This is a genomic window from Actinomadura darangshiensis, assembly GCF_004349235.1.
Lineage (GTDB): Bacteria > Actinomycetota > Actinomycetes > Streptosporangiales > Streptosporangiaceae > Spirillospora > Spirillospora darangshiensis.
The window spans coordinates 1-10,946 of record NZ_SMKY01000299.1 but is presented as its reverse complement, the minus strand read 5'-3'; the positions used below and the strand labels follow the sequence as shown (position 1 = coordinate 10,946).

Below are 10,946 nucleotides of genomic sequence, written 5' to 3'. Positions count from 1 at the left end.
CTCCCCGCCCCGGGCCCGTCCACCACCGAACTCAACCCCGCCTGACCCGCGGCAGCGCCACCCGCTGGCAGGATCGGCGGAATGAACGCCGGGCCGGAGTTGGTGCCTCGGTTCGCCGTTGGCGGGGGTTATGGGATGTACCGAGGGCCGGTGGGCGCCAGCGCTCTCCACCGTCATGCCGCAGCATGCGGGCGGGGCAGTCGCCGGCGGCCGCGGCGGTCGCCGCGGGCTTCGCCGACCAGGCGCATCTCACCCGGCGGATGCGCGAGATGATGGGCCTCACGCCCGCGGCCGTGCTGCCGGCCCTGCGCGGTCATTCACGGCGTGCGACGTAGACGGAGATCGAGCCGGTGACCGTGGGCACCGCCTCCGTCTCGCGGACGCCGCGGAACCCGGCGCCGGACATCAGCCTCGGCAGGGCGCCGTCGGCGTTGGGCTGGGTGTCCTCCTTACCGTCCGCGAGCTGGACGGTCCGGAACGCGAGTCGCATCAGCCTCGTGCGCTGCCGCCCGTAGTCGGCGATGACCAGCTTCCCGCCCGGACGCAGCACCGCGTACATCGACGCGAGCACCGCCCGTTTCACCTCGACCGGGCATTGGTGGAGGACGAGGCTGGACACGACGGTGTCCACCGATTCCGCGTCCAGCGACTCCGTCAGCGCACAGGGCCCGCCACAGGCGCTCGCGTGTCAGCGCGATCACGGGGTCATAGAACCTGGTGGGCGCGAAACGGCCCAGGGCAGGAGTGAAAGCGTCCTCGCTCATGCCCGCAGTCTCGACGGTACGACGGAGCCGGGTCTTGAACGAACCGCTCGCCTCACCGCGTCGGCTCGCGCTCGCCGCTCAGGCGCGCCGTGGCGTCTCGCACCAAGGCCGCCGGTCCTCTCTCCCGTCGACTTGGCAGGGGGGTTGGGCCGGTTCTGAGTAGGTCGTCGAGACGCGTCGATGTGGTCTCGTCCGCCGGTAGGTAGACGATGAGCTGCTGGTCGTCAGGGTCGGGCAGCGTCAGCGTCTCGACTGCGAGCCGCAGCTCCCCGGCGTCGGGGTGGCGCAGTTCTTCGACGCCGGTCCGCGGGGGCGCGGGCGGCAGTCCGTGCGCCCGGCTGGTGAACGCCGTACCGGCGAGTGCGGTCAGCTCGTCGACCAGGCGGTTCAGGTGCGGGTCGGGCCAGTTCGCCGCGAGGCCCAGGGCCGCGACCCTGGCGTCGGCGATCGTCGCCCAGTCCGGGTAGGCGGTGCGGGCACGGGGGTCGGTGAGCGCGAAACGGACGAGGTTGGCGGAGGGCTGGTCGAGGAGGCCGACCGGTTCCATCAGCCGGGCGAACCCGTCGGTGTGGGCGAGGACGTCGGTCAGCCGGTTGACCACCACGGCAGGCGCGGGTTCGAGGCGTTCCAGCAGCATCCGGACGGTCGCGCGGACATCGGAGCGCGGCGGTTCGACGACGGGGAGCCGCATGCCCCGGGCGGCCTTCACCAGCCGGCGGAGCTGGAGCTGGTCGTCCACCGAGAGGCGCAGCGCGTCCACGAGCGCGCGGAGGACCTGGCGTGAGGGACGCCGGTCCCGGCCCTGTTCCAGGCGGGCCAGGTACTCGACGCTGACTCCGGCCAGCGTCGACACCTCGGCACGGCGGAGGCCGGGGGTGCGGCGCCGCGTACCGGGCGGCAGTCCGACGTCCGAGGGCCGAATGGCCTCGCGGCGGGAGCGCAGGAAGGCGCCGAGCTCGTTGTCGCTCACGCTGCCGAGCGTAATGCGGTGGCGGCGGCGCATCGTCGCCCTGCCAGTGCCCGTCTCGGCACGGTGTTCCTCCCCGGCCGCCCGGCGGCCAGGGTCGTTGGCGTTGATCCCCGTCGACCAGGGAGTAGCGGCATGAAACTTGTGATCATCATCGGCAGCGTCCGCCAGGGCCGGTACGGACCGCGGATCGCACGGTGGTTCGCCGACCGGGCCGCCGAGCACGACCGGTTCGAGATCGACGTGCTCGACATCGCGGACGCGGTACTGCCGCCCGCGCTGCCGCCCAGCGGGGCCGCGCTGCGGGACGTCGCGTCACGCCCGGCGGAGCAGCGGGCGCTGGCCGGGCGGCTCGCGGCGGCGGACGCGTTCGTCGTCGTCACACCGGAGTACAACCACAGCTTCCCGGCGGCGCTCAAGCTTCTGATCGACTGGCACTTCACCGAGTGGCAGGCCAAGCCGGTGGGGTTCGTCTCCTACGGCAGCCGCGGCGGTGGCCTGCGCGCGACCGAGCAGCTCCGGCCGGTCTTCGCGGAGCTGCACGCGGCGACGGTACGCGACTCGGTCAGCTTCGACCACCACTCGGAGCGGTTCGACGACACCGGTGTGCTCTCGGACCCCGAGAGGCCGGACGCGGCGGCGAAAGTGCTGCTGGACCAGCTGGCCTGGTGGGCGACGGCGCTGAGCGAGGCCCGCGCCGCCCGCCCGTACCCGGAGGGCCCCACGCGGCCACCTGGCGTTCCCGCAGCGGACGGGCGGGGCACGTCAGGGCTCCCCTCCGGAGTCCCCGCAGAACGGCGTTGATCACTTCGCGATGCCCTCGTCCTGGAAGCCGCGGGCGAGGAGACGGAGGGCCCGGGGGTCTGTTCGGCCGCGGATGGCGCCGCAACCGAACACCAGGCCCGCTTGCGGACGGTCCGCGGCGCAGTAGGCGGCCAGGTCCTCGACGGCGACGCCTCCGGTGCGTGCCCGGTCGAGGACGCCGCCGATGTCAACGGACACCCCCGGCTTGAGCCGCGCGCGGGCGCGGACGGAGCGGGACGCCCCGGCGTGCCGGGCGGTGGAGGCGCGTGAGCGCACGCGGCTGCGGGCAGTCCGCCGAACGAGCCCGTGCGGCGTCCGCCCCAGGTCGCCGTTTGGTCGCCGTGCCATTCGCGCGCCATTAAGCACCGTGGTCAGCGGGCCCGTCCAGCTCGGCGGGCTGATCAGGGGTTCCGCACTCCGCCGCCTTTTAGTGCGCTTCGGTTGACCTGGGCGACAGGGAAATACGTTCGCTTTGCCAGGTCGGCCTGAGGCAGCATAGGAGGGCGGCGGTGTGAAGGGGCGGGTGGCTTTGCTAGGAGTACGGGGTGCCTCCAGGAACGGCCAGTCGGTCCGGCAGCGAGCGGTTCTGCTGGCCCTGCGCTATTACTGCGATGTGCTGCGCCGCCAGTGGCGGATCTCGCTTCCGGCGTTCAGTCTTCCAGCACTGGGGAACACCTGCGTGTTCTACCTGACACCACTGGTCGTGGCCGCTCTGGTGGGGCACCTGGCCGACGGCGGGGAAAGTGATCTCGCCGCGCTCCTGCCCTACGTGCTCGGCTTCGCCGGCCTGATGCTGGTGGGCGAGGCGCTGTGGCGGGTAGGGCTGCACTTTCTCAACCGGACGAACGGCCGGGGCATCGAATGGCTCGGCATCACCGGCATGGACCAGTTACTCGCCAAGGACACCGCGTTCTTCCACAACAACTTCGCCGGTTCGCTGACCAAACGGATACTGAGCTTCTCCGGCGGGTTCGAGAACTTCGCCGACACCCTCACTTTCTCGGTCGTGGCCAACGTGATCCCGTTGTCCTTCGCCTCGGTGATCCTATGGCGGTACCACCCGCTTCTGGTCGTCGTCCTCATGGGGCTGATCGTCTTCACCGGCTTCCTCGTCACCCCGCTCATCCGCCGCCGGCAGGCGCTGGTGGACGAGCGCGAGGCGGCCAAGGTGCGGGTGTCGGGCCACGTCGCCGACGTGGTCGGCAACATGGAGACGGTCCGCGCGTTCGCCGCCGAGGAGCGGGAGGCCGCCGAGTTCCGCAGCCGGGTCGTCGAGCAGCACCGCCTGTCGCTGCGCTCCTGGGACTACGCCAACCTGCGGGTCGACACGATCGTCGCGCCGATGTCGATCCTGACCAGCGCTCTGGGCCTGCTCGTCGCGGTGGCCCTGCGCGGCGGACTCGGGGTCGAGGCCATCGTGGTGACATTCTCCTACTACACCAACGCGACTCGGATCATGTTCGAGTTCAACCAGATCTACCGGCGGATGGAGAGCACGCTCACCGAGAGCGCGCAGTTCACCGAGCTGCTGCTGACGCCGCCGACCGTCGTGGACCCGCCCGACCCGCAGCCGCTGCGTCCGGCCGACGCGGCGGTCCGCTTCGAGCGGGTGCTCTTCGCGCACGGCGCCGGCCCGCCCCTGTTCGAGGGGCTGGACCTGGAGATCCCGAGCGGCACCAAGGTCGGCCTGGTGGGCCGGTCCGGTGGCGGCAAGACCACGCTCACCCGGCTGCTGCTGCGTCTCATGGACGTCGACGGCGGCCGGATCCTCGTCGGCGGCCAGGACATCGCGCGGCTGCGCCAGCGCGACCTGCGCGGCCTGATCGCGTACGTCCCGCAGGAACCCGCGATGTTCCACCGGTCGGTACGCGACAACATCGCCCTCGCGCGGCCGGGCGCCACCGAGGCCGAGATCCTCGCCGCCGCGCGGGCGGCGCACGTCACCGAGTTCGTCGAGAGCCTTCCGGACGGGTTCGGCACGCTGGTCGGCGAGCGGGGCGTCAAGCTCTCCGGCGGTCAGCGGCAGCGCGTCGCCCTCGCCCGCGCCATTCTCCGGGACGCCCCGATCCTGCTGTTGGACGAGGCGACCAGCGCGCTGGACTCCGAGAGCGAGCTCCTCGTCCAGGAGGCCCTATGGCACCTGATGCGCGACCGCACCGCGCTGGTCGTCGCGCACCGCCTGAGCACGGTCGTCCGCATGGACCGGCTGATCGTCCTCGACCGCGGCCGCGTCCTGGAAGAGGGCTCCCACCGGGAGCTGCTCCAGTCCGAGGGGCCTTATGCCCGTCTCTGGCACCACCAGTCCGGCGGCTTCCTCACCGACGAGGCCGCCGCGGAAACCTCCGCCGCCGGACGGCGTCACCCGGAATCGCAATCGGCGATCGGGTGACGCGCTGGAGGCTACGGCGAGGTTGCCGGCCGGCCGGCGCCCCAGCGGTGGTAGTCGTCCAGGTTGACGTTGCTGCCGCAGATGATGGTGACCAGGTGGCGGCCGGCGAAGCGCCCGGGGTCTTCCAGGACGGCGGCGACGCCAAGGGCGGCCGAGGGTTCGACGATCAGGCCGGCATGTTCCATGAGCATCCGCATGCCGGTGACGATGGACGCCTCCTGCACCAGGACGGCGTCGTCGGCCACCTTCAGGAGGTCGTCCAGGACGGCGGGGATGGGGTGCCGGCCGGCGACGCCGTCGGCGATGGTGTCGGTGGAGTCGGTGGTGACGACTCGGCGCTCGTGCCAGGAGCGGGTCATCGCCGGTGCCCCGTGGGGCTGCACGCAGATGACCTCGACCTCGGGTGCCAGGGACTTCAGGACGTGGCCCACGCCGGTGGCCATGGCGCCGCCTCCCAGAGCGATAAGGACGGTGTCGAAGTCGGGCGGCCGCCGCGTCAGTTCGAGGCCGATGGTCGCGGCGCCCTCGCAGGTTTCGATGTCCAGGCTGTCCTCGACCAGCCGGACGCCGCGCTGCCGCGCCATGCTCGCCGCCCGTTCCCGGGCCATGTCGAAGTCGCCGTCGACCAGTTCCAGCACCGCGCCCAGGGCGCGGATCCGATCGAGTTTGGCGGCCGGTGCCCGGCGCGATGCCACGACCGTCGTTTCGAGGCCGCGGCGACGCCCCGACCAGCCCAGCGCCCAGCCGAGGTTGCCGGCGCTGGCGCACACCGCGGCCGTCCGGCCCTGCTCGCTCAGACCGCTCGCGACCAGCTCGGTGCCCCGGCCCTTGAAGCTGCGGACCGGGTTCGCCGTCTCCAGCTTGATGCTCACCGCACAGCCGAGCGCCCGTCCCAGGGCCTCGCACCGGAACAGCGGAGTGTCCAGGAACACCGGGTCTATCACGCGGCGAGCCGCACGGATTCGGTCGAGATCCAAGCGCGTGTCGGGCACGACGCGCAATGTACCCGACCTCGGCGAACCGCACGGTGTGCGGCTATTGGGGGATGGTCCTGATCAGTTTGAACTTGGCGGCGTGGCCTGGTTCGCGGTCGATTCTTTGGGTGGGGGTGATGGTGATGGGAGGTGGGATGGCGCCGGCCTTCCGGAGTTCGCGGGTCAGGGTGGCGCGCAGGCGGTCGGCCGTGTCGGGGGGCGAGTCCTCGCGGAGGACGATGCGGCCGGCCAGTTCGCTGCCGTCGTAGGTGACCTGGTACTGCGTCACCTCGGGGAAGGCGGTGAACGGTGTCCGCAGCAAAACCGGCTGGACGGCGATTTCGCCCCCGCTCGGAGTCGGCAAAGTGATGATGTCGTCGCTGCGTCCTTCGACGGACGAGAGCCGTCGGACGGAGTCGCCGGAGTGGTCGGGGGCCAGGGTGACCATGTCGGTCAACTCATAGCGGATGAGCGGCTGGACGTGGTTGACCAGGTTGGTGATCAGTACCTTGTGCCCGCGGACGCCGGCGGCGACGGGCCGGTCGTTCTCGTCGACCACTTCCACCAGGACCAGGTCCTCCCACAGGCGCATGCCGTCCTGGCCGCCGCAGGACGAGGCGATCAGTGGCGCCTCCCCCGTCAGGTAGGCCTGCTGCGGCTCAAGGTTCCAGGCGGCGCGGATGCGCCGGCGCATGTCCTCGGTGATGACTTCGGCGCCGACGGCGACGATGGCCGGGGCGATGCGGAGCCGTCCGGCGAGCTGCTCCTCGGCCAGGAGCGCGGCGGTGCTCGGGAAGGTGGAGATCGCGTCGGGCCGGCGGCCGTTGAGGGCGTCCACCAGGTCCGGGATCGGCGTGGCCACGCTCAGCTCGGGCGCACCGCCGGGTCGTCCCGCCGCCACCTCCGCCATCATCTGCCGTGACAGGTGTGCCGGGCCCGGCGCACCGATGCCCACCGCGCGCATGGCGGGCGTGACCCCCACCCCTGTATGGAACGACCGTACAGTAGTGTACGGACATGTCAAGGGTTCGGCTCGCACCACAGGACTGGACGCGCGCGGCACTGCGGGCGCTGGCCGAGGGGGGCGTGGGCGCGGTCCGCGTGGACGCGCTCGCCCGCGACCTCGGCGTGACCCGCGGCAGCTTCTACTGGCACTTCGCCGACCGGGACGCCCTGCTCAAGGCGGCGCTTGAGCAGTGGGAGCGGTCCACGGCGGGGATCATCGGCGACCTGGGCGACGTCGGCGATCCGGCCGAGCGGCTCGTGCGGCTGGTACGCGGCGCGTTCGGCGGCGAGTCGGTCCCGGGGCTGCAGCCCGCGCTCATGGCGCACGCCGATCACCCGGTGGTCATGCCGGTCCTGCGCCGGGTCACCGCCCAGCGCGTCGACTACATCAGCGCGATCTACCGGGAGCTGCGGCTGGCCCCGGACGCCGCGCGCCGCCGCGCCGTGATCGGCTACGCGACCTACCTCGGCTGGCTCGACCTCCGCCGCGGCCCGGACGACATCGTCCCCGAGGTCACCCCCGGGCAGGCAAGCCCAGCGGTCATCGACGACATCGTCGCGATGTTCCTAGCCGACGTCCCCGCAACCCGCTAGCCGGCCGCGGGGCTACGGCCGCATGGTGATGGCGACCTTGCCTTGGGCGTGGCCGCGTTTGAGGTAGTGGAGGGCCTCGGGGATTTCGGTGAAGGGGTAGGTGCGGTCGATCACGGGGGTGACTTGTTGCTTTTCCATTAGTTCGGCCAGGAACCGCAGGTCTGCGGAGTTCGGCTTCCAGCTGACGGTGGCGATGCGCTGGCTGACGAAGGGGGCGGCCAGGGTGCCGCGGAGCACCTGTGCGGCCGGGCCGAGGAGGCCGCCGCGGGCGGAGATGCCGCCGACGATCACGAGGGTTCCGCGGCGGGTCAGGGGGCGCCGCAGCTTCGCCAGGGAGCGGTCGCCCACGATGTCGATGAGCAGGTCGTAGCGTCCCTCACGTTGGGTGAAGTCTTCGCGGGTGTAGTCGACGACGTCGTCGGCGCCCAGGGAGCGGACCAGGTCGGCGTTGCGGGTGCTGCACACGCCGGTGACCTCGGTGTCGAAGGCTTTGGCAAGCTGGACGGCGAACGTGCCGATGCCGCCGGAGGCGCCGTTGACCAGGACCCGCTGGCCGGCGGCGATCCTGCCCGTGTCGCGGAGCCCTTGCAGGGCGGTGTGCGCGGCCATCGAGACCGACGCGGCCTGTTCGAAGGTGAGCCGGACGGGCTTGACGGCCAGCCTGTCCTGCGGGACCGCGACGGCCTCGGCGAACGAGCCCAGCCGCACCTCGCCGAAGACCTCGTCGCCGGGCCGCAGGCCGGTCACCTCGTCGCCCACCCGCTCGACCACGCCGGCGAGGTCGGCGCCGCAGACCAGGCCCGGCTTCGGACGGCGCAGGCCGACTTCGAGGCGTGCCAGCTTCGGGTCCGCTCCCGTGAGGCGCCAGTCGTAGGGGTTCACGGACGCCGCTCGGACGCGTACGAGCACCTCGTCGCGGGCGATGCCGGGTTCGTCGACGTCCTTGAGGGTCAGGACGTCGGGCGGACCGTAGCGGTCCCAGGTCCAGGCTTTCATGGCGTCCCCTTCGTACGACGTAAGGCTGTCATACGTCGTAAGGTAGTCGTACGCCGTAAGGGGGTCAAGGGTCGCCCTGAAGCGGTGCTCGCCCAGCGGGGGATCAGGAGCGGGCGGCGCGGCGCCGTTCCAGGCCGTCCAGGATCAGGTCCAGGGCGAACTCGAATTCGAACTGGTCGTCGCAGAAGCCCAGGGTGCCGTCCGGGTCGTCGTGGACGGCGTCCGCCAGCATCCCGACGATGTTCGGGAACCGCTCGGCCATCTGCTCCATCATCGCGGCGGCCGCAGCGTCCGCCGTCTGGGCGCCGTCGGGCTGGAACAGCTCCTGGGTGAACCCGAGGGCGCGGCTGCCGAGCACGTGCAGCGCACGGTGGGCCAGGTCGAACGGGAACCCGCCCGCCCGGAGGATGGCGACGACGCCGTCGAGGTAGGCGATGACGGCGGGGCTCGTGGTGGGACGGGTTTCGAGCACCTGCGGGGCCCAGCGGTGGCGCAGGAAGACCTGCCGGGCGGCGAGGATCCGCGCGCGCAGCGCCGCCTGCCAGTCCTCGCGCGGGGACGGCGCCTCGACCTCGTCCGCCGCCGCCGTGATCTCCCCAAGGATCACCTCGACGACGCCGTCGAGGACGGCATCCTTGTTGGCGACGTGGTGGTACAGCGACATCGCCTCGACGCCGAGCTCCTGCGCGAGCCGGCGCATGGTGAGCGAGTCCAGGCCGTCGCGGTCGGCGAGTCCCACGGCCGCGCGCAGCACCCGGCGGCGGCTCAGCGGAACGCGCGGCTGCTCGGTCAGCTCTTCGGCGTCGGTCCTTGGGGTCATGGATCTCCCTCCCGCCGAACCCTACCCGTACACGGTAAGTCTGGCGGCGCCCGCGAAGTACGCTTGGCCGGTGTTCTCCCCTCAAGGTCCCTCGCTGCGTGAACTGGCGGTCCAGGCCCTCTCCTCGGTCGAGCGCGGCTACGATCTGCTCGCCCCGAAGTTCGACGGCACGCCCTTCCGCACACCCGACCGCATTCTCGACGCGACGACCGACGCGTTGCGTCCGCTGGGGCCGTTCGAGCAGGGACTGGACGTGTGCTGCGGCACGGGTGCGGGCATGCGGACCCTCGAACCCCTGTGCCATGGACGCGTTGCGGGCGTCGACTTCAGCGCCGGCATGCTCGCGCAGGCGCGCACGGCGCACCCGGACGCCGACTGGGTGCAGGCCGACGTCCGGGAACTGCCCTTCGCCGAGACCTTCGACCTCGCGGTCACCTTCGGGGCCCTCGGACACCTGCTGCCCGCCGAACGGCCCGCCCTCTTCGCCGGGGTGCACCGCGCACTGCGGCCCGGCGGCGCCTTCGCCTTCCCGATCACCGCGCCGCCGCCCGTCGCGTCCGCCGGATACTGGGCGCTGCTCGGATTCGACGCGGCCATGCGCGTACGGAACGCCGTATGGCGCCCACCATTCGTCATGTACTACCGCACCTGCCCACTGCACGCGGTTCGCGGCGAGCTGGCGGCGGCCGGATTCACCGTGACGACCGTCCCCTTGACGTCCCTGGGCCAACGCGAGAACGGCACCCCACGCGCCCGCCTCGTCCTCGCCCGCCGACCCGTCACCCCCGCCTGACCTCAGCGGCCCCTTTGCCAATCAGGGTTCAGAGTTAGGGCTGGGCCCTGCCAAGAAAAGGACGACCGCCGTTTGTCGGCCACAGCACAAGGGGGACCTTTTCGGAACATAGGGGTGCGGCCGATTTGGCCGCGAGTGCGGGGAGGTTCAATGACGACCAAAATGGCTCACGATTCGGGCCCGGCCGCGGTACGCCACGGGCAGCGGACGTCGGGGTGGCTGACGTTCGCCGGCACCCTCGCCGTGGTCATCGGCGCGTTCAACATCATCGACGGGCTGGTCGCCCTGTTCAACGACGACTACTACCTCGTCGGCGACAACCGGATCATGGTGTTCGACTTCACCGCCTGGGGATGGTTCTGGCTGTTCCTCGGCATCATCCAGGTGGCCGTCGGCGCGGGGATCGTCGCCGGGAAGATGTGGGCGCGCGCCACGGGTGTGTTCTTCGCCGTCCTGGCGGCGATCGGGCATCTGGCGTTCCTGCAGGCCTTCCCGCTCTGGTCGGTGCTGACGATCGCGATGTGCGTCCTGCTGATCTACGCCCTCACCGCCCCGCCCGCCGGCTCACGAGGCTGACCAGGCGTACTGGCAGCCGCCCCCGGCCTGCGTGACCGACTGTGGCCCTTGAGTGCGAGGAGTGTGTGTGCTCGCGGGTCAGGTGGGGAGGTGTTGGTCGTGACCGAGACTGTGCTTGTGCGTTACATCGTCCGGGATGTGGATGCGGCCATCGGGTTCTACACCGGGTTGCTGGGGTTCGAGGTCGTCATGCATCCGGCGGAGACGTTCGCGATGCTCGGACGCGGGGCGTTGCGGCTGGCCCTTTCGGCGCCGTCCGGCAGG

General features: G+C 71.5%; 13 protein-coding genes. 6 read left to right on the top strand and 7 right to left on the bottom strand.

Annotated features, from left to right (window positions below):
• The first annotated feature begins 185 nt into the window (after positions 1–185).
• Entirely contained in the window at positions 186–335 is a 150-nt protein-coding gene (locus tag E1293_RS38715; RefSeq protein WP_207939347.1) for a hypothetical protein, read from the top strand.
• Here the strand turns inward: E1293_RS38715 and E1293_RS38710 are convergent.
• Positions 314–646 (bottom strand): class I SAM-dependent methyltransferase, encoded by a 333-nt coding sequence (locus E1293_RS38710; RefSeq protein WP_341770239.1) that lies wholly within the window; start codon positions 644–646, stop codon positions 314–316. The two genes, E1293_RS38715 and E1293_RS38710, sit on opposite strands and share 22 nt — an antisense overlap.
• 170 nt (positions 647–816) lie before the next feature.
• A complete protein-coding gene (locus E1293_RS38705; protein WP_132203724.1) occupies positions 817–1,734 on the bottom strand; it encodes a helix-turn-helix domain-containing protein in 918 nt (305 codons plus the stop codon).
• A gap of 132 nt (positions 1,735–1,866) precedes the next feature.
• Between E1293_RS38705 and E1293_RS38700 the strand changes: the two genes are divergently transcribed.
• Positions 1,867–2,535, top strand: coding sequence for an NADPH-dependent FMN reductase (locus E1293_RS38700; protein WP_132203722.1), 669 nt, complete (start codon positions 1,867–1,869; stop codon positions 2,533–2,535).
• Here the strand turns inward: E1293_RS38700 and E1293_RS38695 are convergent, their stop codons facing one another.
• Positions 2,536–2,883 carry a hypothetical protein gene (locus E1293_RS38695; RefSeq protein WP_132203720.1) on the bottom strand — a complete coding sequence of 116 codons (348 nt, stop codon included), beginning with the start codon at positions 2,881–2,883 and terminating at the stop codon, positions 2,536–2,538.
• Between the two features lie 175 nt (positions 2,884–3,058).
• Between E1293_RS38695 and E1293_RS38690 the strand changes: the two genes are divergently transcribed.
• Positions 3,059–4,924, top strand: a complete 1,866-nt coding sequence (locus tag E1293_RS38690; RefSeq protein ID WP_132203718.1) for an ABC transporter ATP-binding protein — start codon at positions 3,059–3,061, stop codon at positions 4,922–4,924.
• An 11-nt stretch (positions 4,925–4,935) separates the two neighbouring features.
• On the opposite strand, the gene E1293_RS38685 is transcribed toward E1293_RS38690, so the two are convergent.
• Complete coding sequence (locus tag E1293_RS38685; RefSeq protein ID WP_132203716.1) at positions 4,936–5,916, bottom strand: threonine ammonia-lyase; 981 nt, start codon at positions 5,914–5,916, stop codon at positions 4,936–4,938.
• A 43-nt stretch (positions 5,917–5,959) separates the two neighbouring features.
• Positions 5,960–6,880 carry a phenylacetate--CoA ligase family protein gene (locus E1293_RS38680; protein WP_132203714.1) on the bottom strand — a complete coding sequence of 307 codons (921 nt, stop codon included), beginning with the start codon at positions 6,878–6,880 and terminating at the stop codon, positions 5,960–5,962.
• A 35-nt stretch (positions 6,881–6,915) separates the two neighbouring features.
• On the opposite strand from E1293_RS38680, the gene E1293_RS38675 reads away from it, so the two are divergent.
• Positions 6,916–7,497, top strand: a complete 582-nt coding sequence (locus E1293_RS38675) for a TetR/AcrR family transcriptional regulator (RefSeq protein WP_132203712.1) — start codon at positions 6,916–6,918, stop codon at positions 7,495–7,497.
• 12 nt (positions 7,498–7,509) lie between these two features.
• Here E1293_RS38675 and E1293_RS38670 read toward each other — a convergent pair whose 3' ends face one another.
• Both E1293_RS38670 and E1293_RS38665 read right to left on the bottom strand, forming a co-directional pair.
• Positions 7,510–8,493 (bottom strand): NAD(P)-dependent alcohol dehydrogenase, encoded by a 984-nt coding sequence (locus tag E1293_RS38670; RefSeq protein ID WP_132203710.1) that lies wholly within the window; start codon positions 8,491–8,493, stop codon positions 7,510–7,512.
• Between the two features lie 103 nt (positions 8,494–8,596).
• Positions 8,597–9,313 carry a TetR/AcrR family transcriptional regulator C-terminal domain-containing protein gene (locus tag E1293_RS38665; protein WP_207939345.1) on the bottom strand — a complete coding sequence of 239 codons (717 nt, stop codon included), beginning with the start codon at positions 9,311–9,313 and terminating at the stop codon, positions 8,597–8,599.
• 70 nt (positions 9,314–9,383) lie between these two features.
• On the opposite strand from E1293_RS38665, the gene E1293_RS38660 reads away from it, so the two are divergent.
• Together E1293_RS38660 and E1293_RS38655 are read left to right on the top strand one after the other, a co-directional pair.
• On the top strand, positions 9,384–10,106 hold the full coding sequence (locus tag E1293_RS38660; protein ID WP_132203708.1) for a class I SAM-dependent methyltransferase: 723 nt from the start codon (positions 9,384–9,386) through the stop codon (positions 10,104–10,106).
• A 162-nt stretch (positions 10,107–10,268) separates the two neighbouring features.
• Positions 10,269–10,682, top strand: a complete 414-nt coding sequence (locus E1293_RS38655; protein WP_132203706.1) for a DUF7144 family membrane protein — start codon at positions 10,269–10,271, stop codon at positions 10,680–10,682.
• Positions 10,683–10,946 lie beyond the last annotated feature (264 nt).